General features: G+C 65.2%; 25 protein-coding genes and 1 tRNA gene. 12 read left to right on the forward strand and 14 right to left on the reverse strand.

The window, feature by feature from the left end; translation table 11 throughout:
* Positions 1-9 precede the first annotated feature (9 nt).
* Positions 10-165, reverse strand: coding sequence for a hypothetical protein (locus tag CFP68_RS18095; RefSeq protein WP_158234151.1), 156 nt, complete (start codon positions 163-165; stop codon positions 10-12).
* Positions 166-332: 167 nt separating this feature from the next.
* Between CFP68_RS18095 and parE the strand changes: the two genes are divergently transcribed.
* Both parE and CFP68_RS17890 read left to right on the forward strand, forming a co-directional pair.
* Positions 333-2,291 (forward strand): DNA topoisomerase IV subunit B, encoded by a 1,959-nt coding sequence (gene parE / locus CFP68_RS09700; protein WP_099826719.1) that lies wholly within the window; start codon positions 333-335, stop codon positions 2,289-2,291.
* Positions 2,292-2,541: 250 nt separating this feature from the next.
* A complete protein-coding gene (locus tag CFP68_RS17890; protein WP_145953428.1) occupies positions 2,542-3,153 on the forward strand; it encodes a hypothetical protein in 612 nt (203 codons plus the stop codon).
* 112 nt (positions 3,154-3,265) lie between these two features.
* Here CFP68_RS17890 and CFP68_RS09705 read toward each other — a convergent pair whose 3' ends face one another.
* Positions 3,266-3,589: a hypothetical protein gene (locus CFP68_RS09705; RefSeq protein WP_241524041.1), complete on the reverse strand. Its 324-nt coding sequence runs from the start codon at positions 3,587-3,589 to the stop codon at positions 3,266-3,268.
* A gap of 182 nt (positions 3,590-3,771) precedes the next feature.
* The gene (locus tag CFP68_RS09710; protein WP_099826721.1) at positions 3,772-4,176 is read right to left on the reverse strand and encodes a c-type cytochrome; all 405 of its coding nucleotides are present in this window, start codon (positions 4,174-4,176) and stop codon (positions 3,772-3,774) included.
* 198 nt (positions 4,177-4,374) lie between these two features.
* Here CFP68_RS09710 and CFP68_RS09715 point away from each other — a divergent pair, with 198 nt between their 5' ends.
* Positions 4,375-5,046 (forward strand): hypothetical protein, encoded by a 672-nt coding sequence (locus CFP68_RS09715; protein WP_099826722.1) that lies wholly within the window; start codon positions 4,375-4,377, stop codon positions 5,044-5,046.
* Between the two features lie 35 nt (positions 5,047-5,081).
* On the opposite strand, the gene CFP68_RS09720 is transcribed toward CFP68_RS09715, so the two are convergent.
* From CFP68_RS09720 to CFP68_RS09735, 4 genes are read right to left on the reverse strand one after another with little or no spacing between them, the layout of a single operon-like run.
* Positions 5,082-5,768, reverse strand: a complete 687-nt coding sequence (locus CFP68_RS09720; RefSeq protein WP_099826723.1) for an ABC transporter ATP-binding protein — start codon at positions 5,766-5,768, stop codon at positions 5,082-5,084.
* Positions 5,765-6,514: an ABC transporter ATP-binding protein gene (locus CFP68_RS09725; protein ID WP_099826724.1), complete on the reverse strand. Its 750-nt coding sequence runs from the start codon at positions 6,512-6,514 to the stop codon at positions 5,765-5,767. The genes CFP68_RS09720 and CFP68_RS09725 overlap by 4 nt, the downstream gene beginning before the upstream one ends.
* Positions 6,507-7,490: a branched-chain amino acid ABC transporter permease gene (locus tag CFP68_RS09730; RefSeq protein ID WP_099826725.1), complete on the reverse strand. Its 984-nt coding sequence runs from the start codon at positions 7,488-7,490 to the stop codon at positions 6,507-6,509. Before CFP68_RS09730 ends, CFP68_RS09725 begins: the two co-directional genes overlap by 8 nt.
* Complete coding sequence (locus CFP68_RS09735; RefSeq protein ID WP_099826726.1) at positions 7,487-8,407, reverse strand: branched-chain amino acid ABC transporter permease; 921 nt, start codon at positions 8,405-8,407, stop codon at positions 7,487-7,489. The genes CFP68_RS09730 and CFP68_RS09735 overlap by 4 nt, the downstream gene beginning before the upstream one ends.
* Positions 8,408-8,463: 56 nt before the next feature.
* Here CFP68_RS09735 and CFP68_RS09740 point away from each other — a divergent pair, with 56 nt between their 5' ends.
* Positions 8,464-8,952 carry a GNAT family N-acetyltransferase gene (locus CFP68_RS09740; protein WP_099826872.1) on the forward strand — a complete coding sequence of 163 codons (489 nt, stop codon included), beginning with the start codon at positions 8,464-8,466 and terminating at the stop codon, positions 8,950-8,952.
* Here CFP68_RS09740 and CFP68_RS09745 read toward each other — a convergent pair whose 3' ends face one another.
* From CFP68_RS09745 to CFP68_RS09755, 3 genes are all read right to left on the reverse strand, one after another.
* Positions 8,953-10,092, reverse strand: a complete 1,140-nt coding sequence (locus tag CFP68_RS09745) for an ABC transporter substrate-binding protein (protein ID WP_099826727.1) — start codon at positions 10,090-10,092, stop codon at positions 8,953-8,955.
* Between the two features lie 154 nt (positions 10,093-10,246).
* Positions 10,247-10,320 (reverse strand) — tRNA-Gly (locus CFP68_RS09750).
* Between the two features lie 222 nt (positions 10,321-10,542).
* Complete coding sequence (locus tag CFP68_RS09755; RefSeq protein WP_099826728.1) at positions 10,543-11,919, reverse strand: aminotransferase class III-fold pyridoxal phosphate-dependent enzyme; 1,377 nt, start codon at positions 11,917-11,919, stop codon at positions 10,543-10,545.
* A gap of 300 nt (positions 11,920-12,219) precedes the next feature.
* Between CFP68_RS09755 and CFP68_RS09760 the strand changes: the two genes are divergently transcribed.
* Entirely contained in the window at positions 12,220-12,522 is a 303-nt protein-coding gene (locus CFP68_RS09760; RefSeq protein ID WP_099826729.1) for a hypothetical protein, read from the forward strand.
* A 40-nt stretch (positions 12,523-12,562) separates the two neighbouring features.
* On the opposite strand, the gene CFP68_RS09765 is transcribed toward CFP68_RS09760, so the two are convergent.
* The 3 genes from CFP68_RS09765 to CFP68_RS09775 form a co-directional block, all read right to left on the reverse strand.
* Positions 12,563-13,108 (reverse strand): fasciclin domain-containing protein, encoded by a 546-nt coding sequence (locus CFP68_RS09765; RefSeq protein WP_206601903.1) that lies wholly within the window; start codon positions 13,106-13,108, stop codon positions 12,563-12,565.
* A 128-nt stretch (positions 13,109-13,236) separates the two neighbouring features.
* Positions 13,237-13,941 (reverse strand): anti-sigma factor, encoded by a 705-nt coding sequence (locus CFP68_RS09770; protein ID WP_158234153.1) that lies wholly within the window; start codon positions 13,939-13,941, stop codon positions 13,237-13,239.
* On the reverse strand, positions 13,938-14,480 hold the full coding sequence (locus tag CFP68_RS09775) for a sigma-70 family RNA polymerase sigma factor (protein WP_099826731.1): 543 nt from the start codon (positions 14,478-14,480) through the stop codon (positions 13,938-13,940). The genes CFP68_RS09770 and CFP68_RS09775 overlap by 4 nt, the downstream gene beginning before the upstream one ends.
* 180 nt (positions 14,481-14,660) lie before the next feature.
* On the opposite strand from CFP68_RS09775, the gene cobS reads away from it, so the two are divergent.
* From cobS to CFP68_RS09810, 7 genes are all read left to right on the forward strand, one after another.
* Positions 14,661-15,647 (forward strand): cobaltochelatase subunit CobS, encoded by a 987-nt coding sequence (gene cobS, locus CFP68_RS09780; RefSeq protein ID WP_099826874.1) that lies wholly within the window; start codon positions 14,661-14,663, stop codon positions 15,645-15,647.
* A 177-nt stretch (positions 15,648-15,824) separates the two neighbouring features.
* Entirely contained in the window at positions 15,825-16,511 is a 687-nt protein-coding gene (locus CFP68_RS09785) for a PRC-barrel domain-containing protein (RefSeq protein ID WP_099826732.1), read from the forward strand.
* Between the two features lie 121 nt (positions 16,512-16,632).
* Positions 16,633-18,504 carry a cobaltochelatase subunit CobT gene (gene cobT / locus CFP68_RS09790; RefSeq protein ID WP_099826733.1) on the forward strand — a complete coding sequence of 624 codons (1,872 nt, stop codon included), beginning with the start codon at positions 16,633-16,635 and terminating at the stop codon, positions 18,502-18,504.
* Positions 18,505-18,561: 57 nt separating this feature from the next.
* Positions 18,562-20,373, forward strand: coding sequence for an aminopeptidase P family protein (locus CFP68_RS09795; RefSeq protein ID WP_099826734.1), 1,812 nt, complete (start codon positions 18,562-18,564; stop codon positions 20,371-20,373).
* 62 nt (positions 20,374-20,435) lie between these two features.
* Positions 20,436-20,777: a DUF427 domain-containing protein gene (locus CFP68_RS09800; RefSeq protein WP_099826735.1), complete on the forward strand. Its 342-nt coding sequence runs from the start codon at positions 20,436-20,438 to the stop codon at positions 20,775-20,777.
* 54 nt (positions 20,778-20,831) lie between these two features.
* Positions 20,832-21,620, forward strand: coding sequence for a precorrin-4 C(11)-methyltransferase (cobM, locus tag CFP68_RS09805; RefSeq protein ID WP_099826736.1), 789 nt, complete (start codon positions 20,832-20,834; stop codon positions 21,618-21,620).
* A gap of 86 nt (positions 21,621-21,706) precedes the next feature.
* On the forward strand, positions 21,707-22,027 hold the full coding sequence (locus CFP68_RS09810) for a hypothetical protein (RefSeq protein ID WP_145953429.1): 321 nt from the start codon (positions 21,707-21,709) through the stop codon (positions 22,025-22,027).
* A 243-nt stretch (positions 22,028-22,270) separates the two neighbouring features.
* Here the strand turns inward: CFP68_RS09810 and CFP68_RS09815 are convergent, their stop codons facing one another.
* The gene (locus tag CFP68_RS09815) at positions 22,271-23,542 is read right to left on the reverse strand and encodes a DEAD/DEAH box helicase (protein ID WP_099826738.1); all 1,272 of its coding nucleotides are present in this window, start codon (positions 23,540-23,542) and stop codon (positions 22,271-22,273) included.
* Between the last annotated feature and the right edge of the window lie 196 nt (positions 23,543-23,738).

Here is a 23,738-nt window from a genome sequence, read left to right on the forward strand (position 1 = left end):
ATGGGCGGATCAGCGCGCCATCAGCCGCAGCATCGCCGCCCGCGTCACCCTTGGCGCCCGCGCACGGGCCGGGATCGCCTGCCAGACGGTCGCGCCGCGGCGAAGCCGGGCCAGCGCCAGCTGGCGGCGCCGCCGCGCGAGTTCATAGAACACTCCGTGGGTCATCGGGCCGTTGCCCCTTTCACGATTGCGCGCCCAGATTGGCCGACGCCGGCGGCGAAATCATGGCGTCGCCGCAGCGTCAGCGTGGCATTGCGCGCACCACTGCACCTTTCCCCCCACTGCGCCCTGCCCTAGACTGCGCCAAAGCAGTCAAGAACAGGAGCCAGCCCATGGCCGACGATCTTCTTTCCGGCACCCCCGAACCCGTCTATGACGCCTCGTCGATCGAGGTGCTGGAAGGGCTCGAGCCGGTGCGCAAGCGGCCGGGCATGTATATCGGCGGCACGGACGAGCGCGCGCTGCACCACCTTGTGGCCGAAGTGCTGGACAATTCGATGGACGAGGCGGTGGCGGGCCACGCCAACCGGATCGAGGTTGAACTCCACGCCGATTACTCGGTCACCATCAAGGACAACGGGCGCGGCATCCCCATCGACCCGCACCCGAAGTTTCCCGACAAGTCCGCGCTCGAAGTCATCCTGTGCACCCTGCACGCGGGCGGCAAGTTTTCCGGCAAGGCCTATCAGACGTCGGGCGGTCTGCACGGCGTCGGCGCCTCGGTCGTCAATGCGCTGTCCGATTCCATGGTCGTGCAGGTCGCGCGCAACCGCGAACTCTACGAGCAGAGCTTTTCGCGCGGCATCCCCCAGGGCCCTGTGCAGAAGATAGGCGCCGCCCCCAACCGGCGCGGCACGACCGTGACCTTCCACGCCGACGAACAGATCTTCGGCAACCATCGCTTCAAGCCCGCGCGCCTGTTCAAATCCATCCGCTCCAAGGCCTACCTGTTCTCGGGTGTCGAGATCCGCTGGAAATCCGCCATCGACGACGGCGAAACCCCTGTGGAAGCCACCTTCCACTTCCCCGGCGGGCTGGCCGATTACCTGAACGAAACGCTGAACGGGGCGGTCACCTATTCCGACAAGCCGTTCGCGGGCAAGGTCAGCTTTGCCGAGAAGTTCAACCAGCCCGGTTCGGTCGAATGGGCGATCAACTGGACCCCGGTGCGCGACGGCTTCACGCAATCCTATTGCAACACGGTGCCCACACCCGAGGGCGGCACCCACGAAGCCGGCTTCTGGGCCGCGATCCTGAAAGGCATCCGGGCCTATGGCGATCTGATCAACAACAAGAAGGCCAAGGACATCACCCGCGACGACCTGACCGGCGGCGGCTGCGCCCTGGTGTCGTGTTTCATCGCGGAACCCGAATTCGTCGGCCAGACCAAGGACCGGCTGGCCACCACCGAGGCGGGCCGTCTGGTGGAAGGCGCGGTGCGCGACCACTTCGACAACTGGCTGGCGGCCGACACCAAGGCGGCAGGCGCGATCCTCGACTTCCTCGTGCTGCGCGCCGAGGAGCGGATGCGCCGCCGCCAGGAGAAAGAGACGCAGAGGAAAACCGCGACCAAGAAACTGCGCCTGCCCGGCAAGCTGACCGACTGCACCTCCAAGGACCGCACGGGCACCGAATTGTTCATCGTCGAGGGCGATTCGGCCGGCGGATCGGCCAAGGGCGCACGGCGCCGCGAAACCCAGGCCCTGTTGCCGCTGAAGGGCAAGATCCTGAACGTGCTGGGCGCCGCATCGTCGAAACTGGGCAGCAACGCTGAGATTTCCGACCTCTGCGAGGCGCTGGGCGTCGGCATGGGGACCAAGTTCAACCTGTCCGACCTGCGCTATGACAAGATCATCATCATGACCGATGCCGACGTCGACGGCGCCCATATCGCGTCGCTGCTGATGACGTTCTTCTTCGCCCAGATGCGCCCGCTGATCGACAACGGCCACCTGTACCTGGCCTGCCCGCCGCTGTTCCGCCTGACCCAGGGGGCGAAACGGGTCTATTGCATCGACGAGACGGAAAAGGACATGTGGCTGGCCAAGGGCCTTGGCGGCAAGGGCAAGATCGACGTCTCACGCTTCAAGGGCCTCGGCGAAATGGATGCCAAGGACCTGAAGGAAACCACCATGGACCCGGACACCCGCAAGCTGATCCGCGTCACGATAGACGAGGACGTGACGGGCGAAACCGGCGACCTGGTGGAGCGGTTGATGGGCAAAAAGCCGGAGTTGCGGTTCCAGTATATCTCGGAGAACGCGCAGTTCGTGGAGGAGTTGGACGTTTGAGTCAATAGTCGCAACAGGTTTTCCCGATGCTGAACGACACTTCAATTTTCGGGCAAAAATTTGCGAACGGCTTTATTTCCGCCCTGCCGAAGAGGATTACATAACCGCACGAATTATGTGGTTCTTTGGATTTCATAGTCAGTTTGGATGGCATGCGGGTCAGGCAATTGAAAAATACATTAAATGCGCGAATCTACTCAATCGAAGATCTGCCCAATTTGGTCATAAGCTTGAAAACGGATTTAAAACAATGCGAGGCTATGCAAGCGATCTGATCCCCGAGAGAATTACTCAACCCGAAGGCTTGGATCAATCGGCGCATCCAGAGAACTATTACCCTGAAACGGCTTTAAGCGTTATTTCCAGATTTGAAAAGTTGGGGGCTCCTCAGGAGAGGTACCGTGAGCGCGGAGGGTTCAAAACACCATACGACCTTCAAAAGTTCGATGCTTTGTGTTTTATTCTCCGGCGTCTCTGCGTTCCTCTTGAGGAAATATCCGATGGAAAGACTTGGCGCCAGCATCTATCTGATAACTCAAAGATTCAGTCTAGGTTTTCTTTTTATGAACAACATGCGCGGCAGCTGCCACTTTTATTTAATCCACTTTTCGAAGCAAACTATGAAATAAGAAGTGATCCACCTACAGATTACTCCTTGCAGGTGACTGGCTGGACACATTCAGCATTCCTTTTTTCAAACGTTAACGACAGGAACTTTCTCGATGCGTTGGAATGGATCATTGACAACAGCGATACGAAAGAACGGGATGTAGAACATTTTCTAAAAGGCTTCATGCAATTGCGCCAGATGCCCGAAAATCTCCCGGCAACGCCTCATGGAGTATTCCCGAAGCAACCATAGCGTCGCGATTCAAACTATTCAAAGGCCTAACGCGAAACAATAACAACGCTAAACCCTATGTTGTCCCTTCCCTTCTCCTTTGGCAAGTCTCTAGCCGAAATCAAATCCACCTCTACCGAATCGATAACCTCAACGTAAACTGTTCGTAGGCCGCCGCCGCAAACAACTGGAACACGCCGACTTCGTAGGCGCGGCTTTGCGTCCGGAAGCTGTAGTCGTCCTGACAATCCACGACGTCGCGGATCGTGAAACAGGCGTTGTCGCTGCCGGAGAGTTGCAGGCGGGCGGTTTGTCCGGCGCCGGATTCGAAGGTGAAGCACATGGGCTTGTTTTCGATCACCTGACCGGAAACCTCACCCGATGAGGTGCCCGGCGCGAAGCGGATCGTCGTGCAGGTCTGGGCGCTGGCCGCGCCCGTGCAAAGGACGAGAAACATGGCCAATACATATCGGGTCATCGCATCGTTCTCCTGTTGCCGACGCCCCCGGAGCGGGCGCGTTCCGGCTTCAGGATGCGGCCGATCCGGGATCCGATCAAGCGTTGCCGCCCGGCGTACCCTTCGCGGCAGCCAACGCCGCACGGCCTACGACGGGGCGCTGGCCGCGCACCTTGGCCGCGTTACTTCTGCAACCGCTCGACATAGGCGGCCAGCGCCACCAGGCGTTCGGGGGTCGGGGTCAGGCGGCCGTCGCCGGTGTCGACGCCCACCAGGTTGCCCTCGGCCAACAGGTCGCCGAACACCGGCATTTCGCCGTGCGGATCGTCGCGGCGGTGATAGCCGTCGATCACGCCCATGACCGCGGCTTGCGGGAATACGCCGCCATTGCGGGCGGTCAGCATGGTCAAATCGGGCGGGCGCTGGCCGAGGTCGCCCGCAAGGCGACCGTCTCCCTTGCCGGTGGCGCCGTGGCAGGCCGCGCAGACATCGTTGTAAAGGCCGCGCCCCACCTCGACTGGCGGCGGGGTGCAGGCGGCGACGACCGCGGCGGCCACGAAGGGAAGAAGAAGGGCATAGCGGCGCATGGCGTGTCCTGTTCGTCGGGTTAACATCCCCGTGAACCCACCACGTCCCGCGCCCGGGTGCAATGATGCAGATCATGTATCGGCGGTCTCGCTCCAATCGGGTGCGCTCGGGTCCGCGCCACGAGGCCTGCGAACGCATGGGCGACGCCCGGTGCGACATCTCTCGCCAAGCGCGCCACCGGGCGCTAACGTCTGGCCATGCGTCTGATCCTTGTGCTGTTGTTGCTGTCGGCCTGCGCCCGTCCCCTGACGGACGCCGAGCGGGATTTCGCACGGACAATTCAGGGTGATACGCTGGACACGACGCGCGTTCAGGTCACCCGGGGCGCGCTGATCGGCAACGTGGTGCACACCCGTCCGCCGCGCCCGGCCGTCACCTGTCGCGAAAGGATTCGCCGCCCCGAGACCGGCGAAATCCGCACATCGACGGCGGCGTTCGTGCTGTTCAATCGCCTGTTCGTGGCCGAACGGCTGTATCGTGACGATTACCTGCCCCGGTACCCCGAACAGATGTCATTGGCCGCCGCGATGCTCGTCGCGCACGAACTGACCCATGTCTGGCAATGGCAGAACCGCGCGATCACCGGCTATCATCCGCTGAAGGCCGCCGCGGAACATTCCGACGCCGATCCGTATCTGTTCGATCTGTCGGACAGCGTCGGTTTTCTGGACTTCGGCTATGAACAACAGGGCGGCATCGTCGAGGAATTCGTCTGTTGCCGCACGCTGGACCCCGAGGGCGCGCGGACGAAGCGGCTGTATGACCTGCTGGCGCCGTATTTCCCCGACATTCAGCGCCACAGCGCCGTGCCTGCCACCCATGTCACCCTGCCCGACCCGACGGCCCGGGTGGGCGGCATCTGTTCGTGACACCGCAGCGCACCGACGTCGACGGCCGGGGCGGATCAAACCCCGAGATACCGCGTCGCGACATCCGGCGGCAAAGCCTCCATCGCCCCGGCCCAGACCGTGGCACCGCGTTCAAGGATCACCCCCGCATCCGCAACCCGGTGCAGATCGGCGAGCGATTTGTCCACCACCAGGATCGACAGGCCCGCCGCCTTCAACGTCGTTATCGCGTCCCAGATTTCCTGGCGGACAAGCGGGGCCAGCCCCTCGGTCGCCTCGTCCAGCACCAGGATACGGGGGTTGGTCATCAAGGCGCGACCGATGGCCAGCATCTGCTGCTCGCCCCCCGACAGCGATGCCGCCCGCTGTCCGGAGCGTTCGCCGAGGCGCGGAAAAAGGCCGGTCACGCGCGCCATGTCCCATGGTCCGGGGCGGGCCGCGGCGATCAGGTTCTCGCGCACCGTCAGCGGCGCGAAACAGCGCCGCCCCTCGGGGACCAAGCCCAGACCGGCCTGCGCGCGGGCATGGGCGGGCATTCCGCGCAGGTTGCGGCCGTCGAACAGGATCTGACCGCCTGTGATCGGGATCAGGCCGAACAGCGCGCGGATCGTCGTGGTCTTGCCCATGCCGTTGCGTCCCATCAGTGCGACGACCTGACCCGTGTCCAGATCAAGCCGCACGTCGAACAGGGCGCGGGCCGCACCATAGGACGCGGCGATGCCCTCCATGCGCAAAAGGGTCATGGCGCATCCCCCAGATAGGCACGGCGCACATCGACATCGACGCGCACCTCGTCCACCGTGCCGGTGGCGATGATCCGCCCCTCGACCAGAACGCTGATCCGGTCGGCCAGCGCGAACACCGCGTCCATGTCGTGTTCGACCAGAAGGATCGGCGCCTCGGCCTTCAGTCCCGCCAGCATCGCGCGCAACCGCAATGCGCCCGCGCCGTCCAGCCCGGCCATGGGTTCGTCCATCACGAAGACCCGGGGTGACAGGGTCAGCGCGACGGCGATTTCCAACAACCGCCGCTGCCCGTGCGACAGGTCCGCGACGCGCTGCGCGGCGACATCGCCCAGCCCGGTCCGCTCCAGCGCCGCGTGCGCCCGCCCACGCAGCGCGCCTGGCCCCAGGGCATTGCCGAACAGCCGGGGGCGACGACCGGTGGCGCCCAACGCGCCCAGCACGGCGTTTTGCAGCACGGTATCCTCGCCCGCCAGGTCCGACACCTGGAAGGTCCGCGCCAATCCGCGCCGTGCCCGTGCCGCCGTGTCCAGCGCGGTGACGTCATCGCCGTTCAGTATCACCTGTCCGGCGTCGGGCTTCAGCCCCCCCGCCAGTTGCGCGATCAGCGTCGACTTGCCCGCCCCGTTCGGCCCGATCAGCGCGTGGATTTCACCCTGCCGCAGGTCGAACGATATGTCCCGGCTTGCCGCGAGCGCGCCAAAGCGCTTGCACAGGCCGCGCACCGCCAGCACCGGATCAGTCATGGCGCACCGCCGGCCCGCAGATCGACCCGATCAGCCCGCCGCGCGCGAACAGCACGACACCCAGAAGCAGCGCGCCCAGATAGATGTGCCAATAGTCGGACACACCGCCCAACACATGTTCCAGCGTCACGAACAGAACCGCCCCCGCCACCGGGCCGAACAGCCGTGCCACACCGCCGAGGATGACGAACACCACGATTTCGCCACTGGTTTGCCAACTGAACATGGTCGGACTTACGAAACGGTTAAGATCGGCGAACAGCGCGCCCGCCAATCCGGTCAGCGTGCCCGAGATGACAAAGGCGGTCAGCCGCAAGCCATAGGGGGACAGGCCGACCGTCCGTGCCCGCATCGCCGATTGCCGCGCCGCGTTCAGGGCCAGGCCGAACGGGCTGCGCGCCAGTTGCCACGCCACCACCAGGCCCAGCGCCAGCATCGCCAGGGACAGGCCATAGAATGTCAGGGGGTCCAGCGTATTCAGGCCCGGAAATCCGTTTCGGACATAGATCGACAGGCCGTCCTCCCCGCCATAGGCCGGCCAGGAGATCGCGAAGTAATAGAACATCTGCCCGAAGGCGAGCGTGATCATGATGAAATACACGCCCGAGGTCCGCAGGCTGAGCGCGCCGATCGCCAGCGCCGCAAGGGCCGAGGCCGCCAGCGCGATCAGCCAGATCACCGGCATCGACGTGGTGCCTTCGATCGACAGCGGCCATTCGATCAGCGGATCGTAATTCTGCGCGTGGCTGGCCAGGATGCCCATGGCATAGCCGCCGATCCCGAAGAACGCCGCGTGCCCCAGGCTGACCAGACCGCCAAGGCCCAGCGCGATGTTCAGCCCGACACCGGCCAATGCAAGGATCACGGCGCGCGTCGCCAGCGTGATCAGAAACGGCTGATCGGTGGCCTGCGCCCACAGCGGAAACGCCACCAGCCCGAGGCAAAGCGCGGTGTTGAACAGGGTTTCACGCCTCATGCCCGCGCCCCGTAAAGACCCGTGGGTCGCCAGATCAGGACACCCGCCATCAGGATATAGATCGCCATCGACGCCAGCGCCGAGCCGACCGAGGCGGCGGCGGACGGCTCCATCACCAGGGCGAACAGTCGCGGCAGGAACAGACCGCCCAGCGTATCCGTCAGCCCCACCAACAGCGCGCCGACCAGCGCGCCCCGGATCGACCCGATACCGCCGATCACGATCACCACGAAGGCCAGGATCAGCACCGGCTCGCCCATGCCGACCTGCACTGACTGGATCGCGCCGACCAGCGCCCCGGCCAGGCCGGCCAGCGCGGCACCCAGCGCGAACACGATGGTATAGAGGCGGCGAATGTCCACGCCGAGGGCGGCGATCATCTCGCGGTCGGACTCACCGGCGCGAATACGGATGCCAAGACGGGTGCGCGTGATCAGCAGGCCCAGCGCACCGGCCACCGCCAGCCCGACACCGATCAGCACCAGCCGATAGGTCGGATACTGGATGCCGCCGGGCAATGTCACCGGCCCCGACAACCATGGCGGAATGTCGAGGAACAGCGGAAACGATCCGAACACCCAGCGCGTGCCTTCGGAAAAGATCAGGATCAGCGCAAAGGTCGCCAGCACCTGGTCCAGGTGGTCGCGATCATACAGACGCCGGATCACCAGCATCTCCACCAGCGCCCCCGCCGCCGCCGCCGCCGCCAGCGCGGCGACCAGGGCCAGCAGGAACGATCCGGTTGCCCCGGCGACGGCCGCCGCCGCGAAGGCCCCGATCATGTAGAGCGATCCGTGGGCAAGGTTGATCAGCCCCATGACCCCGAACACCAGGGTCAGCCCGGCGGACATGAGGAACAGCATCACCCCGAACTGCAAACCGTTCAGGATCTGTTCGGCCAGCAGGACCGCGCTCATGGCCGTTTTCGCCGCGTCGATGTATGGCTGCGGCCCATGCGAAAGGAAGCCGCCAGATGACTCCGACGATCCGTCCTGCCACCCCTGATGACGCCGCCGCCATCGCCGACATTCTCAATCCGCTGATCCGCGCCGGCGGGACCACCGCGCTGGAGCGTGAACTGGACGCGGCCGGCGTGGCCGACATGGTGTTCGATCCCGCCCGCCTGATCGCGTGCCACGTCGCGCTGGACGACAGCGGTATCGTCGCCGGCGTTCAATGGCTGTCGCATATCGACGGATTTCCAAACGATCACGGCGACATCGCCACCTTCGCGCGCGCAGAGCCCAAGGTGCCGGGCGTCGGACGCGCCCTGTTCGCCGCGACGCGGCAGGCCGCCCGCGACGCGGGCCTGGCCGCCATCATGGCAAGGATCCGGGCGGACAACACCGGCGGGCTGGCCTATTACGGCAAGATGGGGTTCGTGGATCATGACAGGTTCATCGGCGTGCCGCTGGCCGACGGCACGCGCGTGGATCGGATCGTCAAACGGCTTATCCCCTGATCACATCTTGCAATCGGCGGCATAGGCGTCGCCGTGATCGGTCAGGGCCGTTCCGACGATCTTGTTGGTGAACACATCGCCGTCCCGGATCACCTCGCGCACATAGATGTCCTGAATCGGGTGGTGGTTGGTGTTGAACCGGAATGCGCCGCGGGTGCTGTCGAAATCCGCCTCTTTCAGGGCCGCGCGGAAGGCATCGGCGTCGCTGACGTCGGCCTTGTCCATGGCGCTGAGCAGAAGGTTGGCGGTGTCGAAACCCTGCGATGCATAGAGCGATGGCAAACGGTCATATTCCGCGACGAAGGCGTCGACGAAGGCGACGTTCGCCGCGTTGTCCAGATCCCTGGACCATTGCGAGGTGTTCTTCACGCCCAGCGCCGCATCGCCGACCGCCTGCAGGATCCCCTGATCGAAGCTGAACGCCGGGCCGACCACGGGCAGATCGACGCCGCTGTCGGCGTATTGCTTGAGGAACGAGATGCCCATGCCGCCGGGCAGGAAGAAGAACACGGAATCGGCGCCGCTGGCCCGGATCTGGGCGATTTCCGCGGCGTAATCGGTCTGTCCCAGCTGGGTATAGATTTCGCCCGCGACCGCGCCCTCGTATTCCCGCCGATAGCCGGTCAGCGCGTCCTTGCCGGCCGGATAGTTCGGCGCCAGCAGGAAGCTGTTGGCAAGGCCCGCGTCATTGGCATAGGCGCCCGCCGCCTCGTGCAGGTTGTCGTTCTGCCATGCGACGTTGAAATAGTTCTTGTTGCAGCCCCGCCCGGCCAGTTGCGACGGCCCCGCATTGGGCGAAAGATAGAATTTGCCCTGCGCCACTGCCGACGGCACCACGGCCATCGCCAGGTTGGACCAGACGATACCGGTCAGCACGTCGACCTTTTCCGACTGGATCATCCGGTCGGCCAGTTGCACGGCGACGTCGGGCTTGCGCTGATCATCCTCGATCACGACGCTCAGGTCCGGGTTGTCGGCCTGTTTCACGGCCAGCATGAAACCGTCACGCACGTCGATGCCAAGGCCGGCGCCGCCGCCTGACAGGGTGGTGATCATCCCCACCTTGACCGGTTCGGCCAGCGCGCCGCCAACCAGTCCGGCAGCCAAAGTCGCGCAAAGCGCACCTGTCCGTAACATCATTCCCGTCTCCCTGATCGGTCTTTATCGTTTCGACGCAGGCTATACGGTGCACGGCGCACAGGGCAAGCCGAAGGATCAGGTGTTTTTCGACACCCTCGCACGAAAAAAGGGCGGGCGGCCCTCACCGTTCGATTGTCACGTCAGGGGGAATGTCTGGAGCGGGCGGCGGGAATCGAACCCGCGTCATCAGCTTGGAAGGCTGAGGTCTTACCATTACACAACGCCCGCTCGGACATCTCGTCGCTAGAGGAATCGCACCCCGAGGTCAAGACCACCGTGCAGCCCGAGAGCGTGGTTTTCGGATGCACGGCAATTTTCCGGCCACCGGTGGGCGCGGGGCGGATCGTCTGAACCGCCCCTCGCTCCCGCGACACGACAGGGGTGAGGCGGGCCATCAGGCCGCCCCGCTGCGCGGTCGCAATCAAAGCCGGGCCGGTGCACGACCGTGGGTCAGATCGTGGCGAACACCTGGTCGATGGCGTCCTTCGTCACGGTGACCAACGTGTCGGCCTCGTCCCGGGTCAGGCACAGCGGCGGCGAATATCCCAGGATGTCGCCTTGGGGCATGGCCCGCGCGATGACGTTGCGTTCGGCCATGGCGGCGACCACCTGGGCGCTGATCTTGCGGTTGGGATCGAAGAACACCCGGTCATCACGATCCTCGACCAGTTCGACGGCGCACAACATGCCGTCGCCACGCACTTCGCCGACGTTCGGATGATCCCCCACGGCCGCCTGCATCTGGCGGATCAGGTAGGGGCCGACGTCGTTGACGTTGTCGATCAGCTTCAGGTCGTCCAGCACCTTGAGGTTGGCGATTCCGGCCGCGGCACCGATGGGATGGGCCGAATAGGTCCAGCCATGGCCCATGGTGCCGTTCTCGTCGGTTCCGCGTTCCAGAACCGCCGCCACCTCGTCGGAGATCACCGAACCCGACAGCGGTGCATAGGCCGAGGTCAGCCCCTTGGCGATGGTCATGATGTCGGGCTTCATGCCGTAGTATTCGGAGCCGAACATCGTGCCCATCCGCCCGAAACCTGTCACCACCTCGTCCGCGACCAGCAGGATGTCGTGCTTTTTCAACACGGCCTGCACCGCGTCCCAATACCCCTCGGGCGGTGCGACGATGCCGCCGGTGCCCAGCAAAGGTTCGGCCCAGAAGGCCGCGATCGTATCGGCGCCCTCGGCTTCGATGATCGATTCCAGGTTGGCGACCAGGTGGGCGGTGAACGCCGCCTCGTCCATCGACCGGTCCTCGCGGCGATAGAAATACGGCGCGTCGGCATGCAGGAAGCCTGGCAACGGCAGATTGAACGTCTTGTGAAACAGATGAAGCCCCGTCAGCGATCCGGTGACCAGGCCCGATCCGTGATAGCCGCGCCAGCGCGAGATGATCTTTCGCTTTTCGGGCCGCCCGAGGATGTTGTTCATCGCCCAGACCAGTTTCACGTTGGTTTCGTTCGCGTCCGAGCCGCCGAGCCCGAAATAGACCTTGTTCAGGTGGGCCGGCGTACGTTCGGCCACCATGTGGGCCAAGGTGATTGCTGCCTCGGTGCTGTGACCCACGTAGGAGTGGTAATAGGCCAGCTCGTGCGCCTGCTTGGCGATCGCCTCGGCCACCTCGGGGCGACCATAGCCGATGTTGACGCAGTAAAGACCGGCGAACCCGTCGAGCATCCGGTTGCCGTCGCGATCGGTGACGTGGGAATCCTTGGCGCCGGTCATGATCCGCGTCGGGCTTTCGCCGCGACTGTGCTGCGCCCAGTGGGTCGCGGGGTGAAGGAGGGACGCGCGGTCCCATTGATCAAGTGCGTCGTTTCTGAGCATGTCCGGCCTCGTGTTTTGCGCTGCGGTCCGGCGCAGCCTAGGACCGCCATCCGAAAAGGGCAAACACCAGTGCACAGCGATCGAGGGCCGGTGTATGGTGCGACGGCTGATGAGTATTTATGGCAAGAAAAAACCTGGGGCCCGGCCAGCCGCCACTTTGGTGGATCTCGACAGGGGATCGGACGCTGTGTCAGCATCGGGGCGGCGCACCGGCTGTCGGCCGGTCACGAAAGGGTGCGATCAGAAGGTGTCGGGAAAACATCATAGGGTTGCCGAAGGGCAGCGGCGCGAGGCGTCGCGGTGAGGCGCCGCGTCGTGCTGCCGCGGGCCTTGCTGTGGGGCATCGCGATGCTGACGCTGGGCGCGGCGGTGCTGGGGTTTTCACTGGGGCGCGACGCGGCGGAGATGACCGAGACGCAGGTGATTTCGGTTTACGCGAAGCGCTATGCCGCCGAAACCGGGCGACCGCTGACCGATTGCATCGCCGTGCCGGGCCAGGGCCGCGTCTGGCTGGTGGTCCGCTGTGGCAGCGGTGAACGCCAGCGGGTGTATCCGGTGGCAAGGGATGGCCGGCTGGCGCCGACGGCCCTGCCGGACGCCTGAGCCGCCCGCCTGCACCGATACGCAGGCGGGCGTTCTTCGCTTATTGCTTGGGCAGCATGACCCGGTCGATCACGTGGATCACGCCGTTCGACTGCTTGACGTCCGCCGTGGTCACGGTGGCGGTGCGTCCGTTTTCGTCGGTCAGGGTGATCTTGTCGCCGTCCATCTTGGCGGCCAGCGTGCAGCCGCCCACGGTCGGCACCGGGTGGTTGCCATCGTCATCGGCGATCATTCCCGCGATCGCGTCGGACATCGCGTTGGCCGACACCACGTGGCACGTCAGGATCTTGGCAAGCTGATCCTTGTTTTCATCCATCATCAACGAATTGAGCGAATCCTTCTTGATCATGGCGAAGGCGTCGTCGGTCGGTGCGAACACGGTGAACGGCCCTTCTGATTTCAGCGTGTCGACCAGCCCGGCCTGCACCACCGCGGCAACCAGCGTCGTGTGGATGGGCGAGTTCATCGCGTTGTCGACGATGGTCTTGGACTCGAGCATTTCGGCGCCGCCCACCATGGGATTTTCAGCCATGGCACCGGTGGCCAGCAGGGAAAGGGTGGTGGCGATCATTGTCTTGCGAAGCATTTGAAGTTCCTCATCTGGGTGTCCCGGCATGTTCACCGGATTGCCCTGAACCACGAAGCGCGCGGCACGGAAGTTTCGGCGCCGCGCGATTTTCTTTCGGATTGTTTCAGCCGGCCGTCGCAAGACAATCAGACGTCGGCCAGGGCTCCGGCCGCCAGTACGCTGCCCGTGGGCGCACCGGTGGGCGAACCTCCGGGCGGTTCGTCGCTGAGCGCGAGGGTCGATCCGCGCAGCACGTCGCGCAGGTCTTCGGGGATGGTGACGGTGACCTTGGGATCGTCGGGCAGCACGCCCAGCGATACCGGCGCATCGGCGCCCGGCGCGATCAGCCAGAGTTCGAGGACGCGACCCGGCGGGATATCGCCGGCCGAACGGTTGACCACCAGCGCGGCCTCGTCCGGGTGGTATCCGGCCAGAACCTGGAACGCGGTGTCTTCCGATTGCATCTGGGCGATGTAGATGGCCGGCGACAGACCGAAGATGTCATCGCGGTTGACCCCGACGAAGACGGCAAGGGCAATGGCCGCCGCGGCGCCGAGCATCCCGAGGCGCGCCCAGATCGACCGGCCCCGCCGTGTCGGCGCCACGGTGTCGGTGGCCGGCGCGGCCATGCGCTCAAGCGCGGCGCGCACGCGGGCGGGCGGATCGACGGGGCGCACGTCAGCGGCGAGGTCGGCCAGAGCATCGGCCCACAGCGCCACCTCGGCGCGCAACGCACCGTCGACGTCCAGGCGCGCCTCGAATGTCGCGCGCTCGGCCGGATCAAGCAGGTGCAGGACGTATTCGCCCGCAAGCACTGCGTCGTCACGTTCCGGTTCCACGTCGTCCATCATTGGCTCAGGCAATCTTTCAGTTTCTGTAGGCTGCGACGCAGCCATGTTCGCATGGTATTCAGCGGCACGGCATAGGTGTCCGCCAACTCCTGATAGGTCATGCCGTCCAGATAGGCGCCCTTGACCGCCCCGGCCCTGTCGGCGGCCAGTTCGTCGAGGCACCTGTGCACCTGTGCGGCATCCGACGCCGCGACCGCCGCCGCTTCGGGGGTGGGGCCGTGATCCGGCAGTTCCGCGACCGCGTCGAGGTTTTCGGCCTTGGCCTTTCTCGCGCGCAGCCGGTCGATGGCGCCATTGCGGGCAATGGTTATCAGCCAGGTCATCGGGCTGAAGCCGTTCGCGGTATAGCGTCCGGCGTTGCGCCAGACCTTGACGAAGACATCCTGCAGGACGTCTTCGGCCTCGGCCCTGTCCCGCAACACACGCAGGCAGACGCCGAAGAGTTTCGCACTGGTCAGATCGTAGAGCGACATGAACGCCTGCCGGTCGCCATCGGCGGCGCGCAGTATCAGGCGTTCGATCTCTTGCGGTGTATTCATTTCGCCTCCCCGAATTGGGGGAGTAAAGCAAATCGCCCCGCCTGTGGCCAGAACAGAGTTCGACAGCGGGGTTTCCGCCGTCAAACCGCCGCGCCGCCCTTGCGGTTCAGCACGATATGTTGCACCACAATCGCCGATGGATGGCGTCTTGTCATACGGCGCCGGAAAGGGATGACACACATGGCCGACGGAACGATCGACATTCACGCGAAACCCACCGAAGACATCGACCTGCGCGAGGTTTTCGGGCTGGACAGCGACATGCACGTCCGGGGATTTGCCGAACGGACCGACCGCGTGCCGGAGTTCGATCCGACCTACAAGTTCGATCCCGATACCACGCTGGCGATCCTTGCAGGCTTTGCCCACAACCGTCGCGTCATGATCCAGGGCTATCACGGCACGGGCAAATCGACGCATATCGAACAGGTTGCCGCGCGCCTGAACTGGCCCTGCGTGCGGGTGAACCTGGATTCGCACATCAGCCGGATCGACCTGATCGGCAAGGATGCGATCAAGCTGCGCGACGGCAAGCAGGTGACCGAATTCCAGGAAGGCATCCTGCCCTGGGCCCTGCGCAACCCGACCGCCATCGTATTCGACGAATACGACGCCGGTCGCGCAGATGTGATGTTCGTCATTCAGCGCGTGCTGGAAGTCGACGGCAAGCTGACCCTGCTGGACCAGAACAAGGTGATCACGCCGCACCCCTATTTCCGCCTGTTTGCCACCGCCAACACCGTGGGCCTGGGCGACACGACCGGCCTGTATCACGGCACCCAGCAGATCAACCAGGGCCAGATGGACCGCTGGTCGCTGGTGGCGACGCTGAACTATCTGTCGCACGACGCCGAAGCCGCCATCGTGATCAGCAAGGTGCCATCGTTCAACACCGCCGCCGGGCGCAAGACGGTCAGCCAGATGGTGACGGTTGCCGACCTGACCCGCACCGCCTTCATGAACGGTGACCTGTCGACCGTCATGTCGCCGCGCACCGTGATCGCATGGGCGCAGAACACCAACATCTTCCGCGACGTCGGCTATGCCTTCCGCCTGACCTTCCTGAACAAGTGCGACGAGCTTGAGCGCGAGACGGTCGCAGAGTTCTATCAGCGGTGTTTCGACGAAGAACTGCCCGAAAGCGCGGTCAGCCTCAGCCTGGGTTGAGGCGCCGCGCCCCGGCGCGCCCCCCGCCGGCGGCATCGGCCCGATGCCGTTGGCGCGTTTCCGCCGATTTCCGCCGTGGCGTGCAACCAAAATGCCAGATGCCCGGTTACTCCTCCAACCGCGAACAGATGGATTGTCGAGAACATCCGTCGATCGCTCTGTATGAGGAGTAACATTATGTCTTCGTTCATGAAATCCGCCAGCAGCCTTACCTTGGCCGCAGCCCTTGCGGCGACGCCGATGGCCGCTTTTGCACAGACCGCCAGCGATGCACCCGCGGCCACCGTCGAAGAGACGGACAGCGCGCCGGCCGTCACCCCCGACGCGGACACCAACGCGCCGATGGACCCGGCCGACGGCAAGACCGTCGTGGACGGCACCGCGGCGGCAAACGATCCGGCAATGACCGCCACCACCGAGCCGGCGGCCAAGCCCGTGGAAGGCCAGATCGTGATGCAGGATGAAAACACCATTCTGGCCAGCGACCTGATCGGCAGCCGGGTCTATTCGACCGCCGACGACGATATCGGCGAGATCAACGACCTGATCGTGATGCTCGACGGAACCGTCGAAGGTGCGGTGATCGGTGTCGGCGGCTTCCTCGGCATCGGTGAAAAGGATGTCGCGGTCGAGATGGCGACGCTTTCGGTCACTACCGACGATGACGGCGATGTGCGCCTGATCACCTCGGCCACGCGCGAGGATCTGGAAGCAGCCGAGAGCTTCGTCTCGAAGGCCGAACAGGATGCCGCGCGCGACGTGATGCAGACACCGGCCGATCCCACCGCACCCGGCGCCGTCGCGCCCGCGAACGGCACGGTCGCACCGGCGGCCGATCCCGCGGCACCGGCCACGGCGAACTGACGACAGCCGGGCGCGACACGCCCGATCTGACGGTACGGGGGGCGCGGTCCGATGGGCCGCGCCCCTTGTCGCATATTGCGGCCCCCTTGCCCCCGCGACCGTGCGGTGCTTTATCTCGGGCATGAGCAAGCCCACTGAAAATCCCGCCGATCCTTTCAAGAAAGCCCTCGCCGAGGCGACCAAGGTGCTGGCTGACGATCCGGACATGATGATCACCTATTCCGTCGATCCGCCCGGGATGACCAACGATTCGGTGCGCCTGCCGCAGGTGTCACGCCGCCTGACCCGCGACGAGGTGATGCTGGCGCGCGGCACCGCCGACGCCTATGCCCTGCGCCGCCGTCATCACGATGCCGGCACGTTCAACAAGTACGCCCCCCAGGGGCAGATGGCCCGCGATCTGTATGAGGCGATGGAGGAAGCGCGCTGCGAAGCCGTCGGCGCGCGCGCCATGCCCGGCACTGCGGGCAACATCGACGCCAAGATCGCGCACGAGGCGATGCGCAAGGGATATGCCCAGATCACCAAGCCGTCCGAGGTGCCGTTGTCCGTCGCCGCCGGCTACATGATCCGCCACCTGGCCACCGGGCGCGCCCTGCCCGAAGGCGCCGCGAACGTGATGGACCTGTGGCGCGGGTATTTCGAGGACAAGGCCGGCACCACCCTGGAAGACCTGTCCGACAAGCTGGGCGATCAGGCGGATTTCGCCCGTTTCGCGCGCAAGGTGATCGAAGACCTGGGATATGGCGATCAACTGGGCGACGATCCCGATATGGAAGACCCCGACGACGATCAGGGGGCCGAAGAGGAATCGGACGATACCGACAGCGCCGACAGCGACGGCGATGACGAAGACAGCGACGACAGCGAAGCCGCGCCCGACAGCTCGCAGGAACAGACGCAGGATCCGTCGCAGGCCAGCGTCACCATGGACGACATGGCCGACGCCGAGATGGGCGACGAAGCCGAGATGCCCGAGGGCGACGCGCCGATGGAGCCGCCACCGCCGCCCGCCTCGGCGGCCGATCCGAATTACCAGGTGTATGACAACACCCATGACGAGGAGATCCGCGCCGAGGATCTGGCCGAACCGGTCGAACTGGAACGCCTGCGCGCCTATCTCGACCAACAACTGGAACCGCTGAAAGGCGCGGTGTCGCGGCTGGCCAACAAGCTTCAGCGCCGGCTTCAGGCCCAGCAGTCGCGCAGCTGGGAGTTCGACCTTGAGGAAGGCACGCTGGACGCCGGCCGGCTGGCGCGCGTCGTCGCCAACCCCACGACACCGCTGTCGTTCAAGATGGAGCGCGACACCGAATTCCGCGATACCGTGGTGACGCTGCTGCTGGACAACTCGGGGTCGATGCGCGGGCGTCCCATTTCCATCGCCGCGATCTGCGCCGACGTCCTGGCCCGCACGCTGGAGCGGTGCCACGTCAAGGTCGAGATCCTGGGCTTTACCACCCGCGCCTGGAAAGGCGGCCAGGCGCGCGAAGCCTGGCTGAACGCCGGACGGCCGCAATCGCCGGGCCGGCTGAACGATCTGCGCCATATCATCTACAAATCCGCCGACGCCCCCTGGCGCCGCGCGCGGCCCAACCTGGGGCTGATGATGAAAGAGGGCCTGTTGAAGGAGAACATCGACGGCGAGGCCCTGGAATGGGCCCATCGCCGGCTGTCGAACCGGGTGGAATCGCGCCGCATCCTGATGGTGATTTCCGACGGCGCGCCGGTGGACGATTCCACCCTGTCGGTGAACCCCGCCAACTATCTGGAAAAGCACCTGCGCGACGTCATCGCCATGGTGGAACGCAAGAAGCAGGTGGAACTGTTGGCCATCGGCATCGGTCACGACGTCACCCGCTATTACGACCGTGCGGTCACGATTACCGATGTCGAACAACTGGCCGGTGCCATGACCGAACAACTTGCGTCGCTATTCGACACGGATCCGCGCAAGCGGGCACGGGTCATCGGCATGAAACGCGCAAGCTGAGCGGTCTTGGCCGGCGTTGCCTGAGTATTTGGATCGGTAAGAAGTCAGGGGAGCGGCATGTTCCAGAGTTTCGACACCCCCAGCCGTCCCGAGCAGGGTCCGCCGCGTCTGGCCGATCTGCGTCACGCCATCGCCGACGCGGGGCTCGAGGGATTCTTGGTGCCGCGCGCCGACGCCCATCAGGGAGAATACGTCGCGCCCTGTGACGATCGACTGGCCTGGCTAACCGGATTCACCGGCTCGGCGGGGTTTTGCATCGTTCTGCCCGCCGTGGCCGGGGTATTCGTCGATGGCCGCTATCGCGTGCAGGTGCGCAACCAGGTGGCCGACGCGTTCAGCGTGGTGCATTGGCCCGAGACCAAGCCGGCGCCGTGGTTGGTGCAGAACCTTCCGATGGGCGGGCGGGTCGGTTTTGATCCGTGGTTGCACACCGCAGACGAGATCGACACCCTGCGCCGCGACCTGGAGCAGAGCGGCATCGAGATGGTCGCCACTCGCAACCTGGTCGATCGCATCTGGGCAGACCGCCCTGCCCCGCCGCAGGGTGTTGCAGAGGTCTATCCCGAACGGTTGGCCGGGCGATCCCACCACGACAAGCGTTCCGCCATCGCGGCAACCTTGCGCGAGGCGGGCCAGGCCGCCGCGATCCTGACGCTGCCCGATTCGATCTGTTGGTTGCTGAACATCCGCGGCACCGATCTGCCGCGGGTGCCGATCATGCAGGCGTTTGCAATCCTGCACGACGACGCCACGGTGTCGCTGTTCGCCGACGCCGCCAAATGCGCCGGGCTCGCCGAGCATCTGGACGGATCCGTGCGCTGTTTTCCGCCGGCCTCGTTCGAGGCGGCGCTGGCGGCCCTTGGCGGGCCGGTCCGGGTGGATCGCGCGACGGCACCGCGCGCCGTCTCGCGGATCCTCGAGGACGCGGGCGTCGACATCGCATGGGGTAACGACCCCTGCATTCTGCCCAAGGCGCGCAAGACCGACGCCGAAATCACGGCCAGTCGCGCCGCGCACGTGCGCGATGCCATCGCCATGTGCGGCTTCCTGCATTGGCTGGACGTCGAGGCCGAGGCCGTCACCCGGGGCAAGCGGGTGACCGAGATCGACGTGGTGCGCGCCCTGGAAGGGTTTCGTCGCGCCACCGGCGCTTTGCGCGACATCAGCTTTGACACCATCGCGGGGTCCGGGCCGAACGGCGCCATCGTGCATTACCGGGTCACCGAGGACAGCGACCGCGCGCTGGCACCGGGCGAATTGATGCTGGTCGATTCGGGCGGCCAGTATCTGGACGGCACGACCGACATCACCCGCACCATTGCCATCGGCACCCCCGACGACGAACAGCGCGCCTGTTTCACCCGTGTGCTTCAGGGCATGATCGCGATCAGCCGCGCGCGCTGGCCCCGCGGATTGGCGGGGCGGGATCTGGATGCGCTGGCGCGGTTTCCGCTGTGGACCGCAGGGCTGGATTACGATCACGGCACGGGCCATGGCGTCGGTGTCTTCCTGTCGGTGCACGAGGGGCCACAGCGGATCAGCCGGGCCTCGGACACCGCCCTGGCACCCGGCATGATCCTGTCGAACGAACCGGGATACTACCGCGAAGGCGCCTTTGGCATCCGGATCGAGAACCTGATCGTCGTTCAGCAGGCGCCGCCCCTGCCCGGCGCCGACGCGCGCGACATGCTGTCGTTCGAGACGCTGACATGGGTGCCCATCGACCGGCGGCTGGTCGACACCGCCATGCTTTCGCGGGATGAGCGCGCGTGGCTCAACGCCTATCACGCCGAGGTGGCAGCAAAGCTGACCCCGCATCTGGACGGTGCCGTCCGCGATTGGGTCTTGCATGCGACCGCTGCGATCTAAGATGGTTCTGGCGCGCCCGGGCTGTTAGTGTCGGGGATCAACCAACATGACGGGAGAAGCGGATGGCGACGATCACGATACGTGCAATGAACGGAACATGGGTCGTGCGGGCCGGTGGCGCGGTCATCGGCGAAAGCAAGCGCGCTTTGGAACTGACCGAGGGGGACCGCGCGCCCGTCGTCTATTTTCCGCGTGCCGATATCGCCATGGCGTTCCTGGAACCGTCATCGTCGTCCACCCATTGTCCGCTGAAGGGCGATGCCACCTATTATTCGGTTCAGACCAAGTCCGAACTGATCCGCGACGCCGCCTGGAGCTATGAGACGCCGAAACCCGAAGCGGAGGCGATTGCCGGTCACCTGGCATTCCACGCCGCGGGCAAGGTGACCATCGAAGAGGTCTGAGGCGCCCGCCCGGCCCGCGCGCCGCATTACCAGATTACAGGGATTTACAGTTCCATGACCGTCTTTTTCATCGGCGCCGGACCCGGCGATCCGGAACTGCTGACCCTGAAGGCCCAGCGCGTGATCGCCGCATGTCCCGTGTGCCTTTATGCCGGATCGCTTGTCCCGCCCGAGGTGGTGGCGGGCGCGCCCGTGGGTGCCATCGTGCGCGACACCGCGTCCATGACACTGGACGACACCCACGCCGCCATTTTCGAAGCCCATGCCGCGGGGCATGACGTGGCCCGTGTCCATTCCGGCGATCCGTCGCTTTATGGTGCGATCGCCGAACAGATCCGCCGACTGCGCGCCGATGATATCCCCTATGAGATCATCCCGGGCGTGCCGGCCTATGCCGCTGCGGCCGCCGCGTTGGGGCAGGAGCTGACCGTGCCGGAAATCGCACAGTCCATCGTGCTGACGCGGGTGTCGATGAAATCCACGTCGATGCCCCCGAACGAAACGCTTGAGAATTTCGCCCGCACGGGGGCGACGCTGGCGATCCACCTGGGGATTCGTGCGCTGCGCGAGATCGAACGGGTGCTGACCCCGCATTACGGGGCCGATTGCCCGGTGATCGTGGCCTATCGTGTCGGCTGGCCCGACCAGATGTTCCTGCGCGCCACGTTGGCCGACGTCCATGCGAAGGTGCGGGCCGAAAAGATCACCCGCACCGCGTTGATCCTGGTCGGACCGGTCCTGGGCGAGGTGCAGGATTTCCGCGAATCGGCGCTCTATGATCCGGCGATACCCCATGTCCTGCGTCCGAAGGCGCGGCGCGCGGCCAGCGCCCCTTCACAATAGTTTCATGTTTCCATGGTCTGTCAGGATATGCGGCCATTCATCGCTTGACCGGTGCCGCCGCCATCGCGTGTGATGATCCCGGGGGGATGACGATGTTGGAAGAACTGTCGGACGAGATTCACCAGGCACTGTCAAAAGCGCGCCATGGCCAGTGGCGGGTGCAGATGGGCAAGGCCAGCTTCCCGATCCTGCGCCTGACCGGGCGCGGCTTTGTGCTGGCGGCCGAAGACGCCCCCGGCCTGCGCGGTTTCGTCGATCTCTATGACGGGCAGCGCCATATGTTCAACTGCCTCGTGGTGGCCTGCGGCATCCAGCATGGTGAGGCCGTGTTCGAATACAAGCGCAAGTCACCCTTGATGACGGCACCGCCGGCCGACTTTGAACAGGACGCGCCGACGGCGCCCTGACGACAGGGGCCAGGCACAGCCGTGCGTTTCACAAGTGGGCCGGGCGGAAGGGCGGCGCGCTGGAGGCAGGAAAGGCACCGCGGCGTCTCGGTCTGCGGGGGCCGTGCGAGCCGTCTTTCATCGGCGCGAACCAGAACCGACAGGTCGAGCTGGCGACGCGAACCGGGCGCGATCGAGCGCGCCGTCACGAAAACGGGCGCCCCATTGCGGGGCGCCCGTTGAATTGTTCACATGGCGGCCAGATCAGGCCACGCGGCGACGGCGGCGCTTGGGTGCCGCGCTGGCCGGCTTGCCCTGGGCGGGTTTTCCGCCGCCGAAGTTCTGACGCGGACCACCGCCGCCGCCGCCACGCCGCCGGCTGCCTGCGGGTTTGGTGGCACCTGTCACTTCCCACGGACGTCCCGAGGCGACCGTGATCGACTGCTTCGCAACCTTCTCGATATCCTTGAGATATGGCATCTCGTCCGGTGCGCAAAAGGCGATCGCAGCGCCCGAGGCACCGGCACGGGCGGTGCGTCCGATCCGGTGAATATAGTTTTCGGCGACATTGGGCAGGTCATAGTTGTAGACGAACATGACCTCGGGGATGTCGATCCCCCGCGCGGCGACGTCGGTCGCGACCAGCACCTTGACCGTGCCGGCCTTGAAGGCGGCGATGGCGCGGTCGCGCTGTCCCTGGCTCTTGTTACCGTGAATCGACGCGGTCGAAAATCCCGCACGATCCAGGTTCTTCATCAGCTTTTCCGACCCATGCTTGGTGCGCCCGAAGACAAGGGCACGTTCGTCCGGGTGCTTTTTCAGCAGCTCCATCAGAAGCCCCTGCTTTTCGGACTGGGCGATGAAATGCACCGATTGCGTGATGTTGTCGGCGGTCTGGCCGGGGCGCGAAACCTCGACACGGACCGGATCGACCAGGTAGGCCGACGCGATCTCGTTCATCTGCTTGGGCATGGTCGCCGAAAACAGCATGGTCTGGCGGTCCTTCGCCAGCAGCGGCGCGATCTTGCGCAGCGCATGGATGAAGCCGAGGTCCAGCATCTGGTCGGCCTCGTCCAGCACCAGGAATTTCGCATCCGACAGGGACACGGCGCGCCGATCCAACAGGTCCATCAGGCGGCCGGGCGTGGCGACCAACAGGTCGACACCGCGCTCAAGCCGGTTGATCTGGCGGTTGATCGAAACCCCGCCCACGACGATCGCCACCGACAGGTGCGACCCGCCGGTATAGGCGCGCAGGTTTTCGGCGATCTGGTTGGCCAGCTCGCGGGTCGGCGCCAGAATCAGGCCGTTCACCGATTTCGGCTTCGGCTTCACGCCGATCTTGGTCAGCGCGTGGATCAACGGCAGACCGAACGCGGCGGTCTTGCCGGTGCCGGTCTGGGCCAACCCCATGACGTCGCGCCCGTTCATGGCGTGGGGAATGGCCTGTTTCTGGATCGGGGTCGGTTCGGTGATGCCCTGCGCAGCAAGCGAGGCGGTGAGTTTGGGCGAAAGGCCCAGCATGTCGAAATCCATGGGATATCCTTTGGAAGCGGTCGCAACAACGACCGCGAATAAGCGGGCACCACGGCACGAGGGCGGGGTGCGTTACGTCAGGGTTGCGCCGCGATCTGACCGGCGGGCCGTATTGCCCACGAAGCCGTCATGACGCTGCCCCCCTGCGTGATGTGGGAAACGGGATAGGATCGTCGCCGGAGTGGCCCATGTTCGG

The organism is Oceaniglobus indicus, from assembly GCF_002751875.1.
GTDB classification, from domain to species: domain Bacteria; phylum Pseudomonadota; class Alphaproteobacteria; order Rhodobacterales; family Rhodobacteraceae; genus Oceaniglobus; species Oceaniglobus indicus.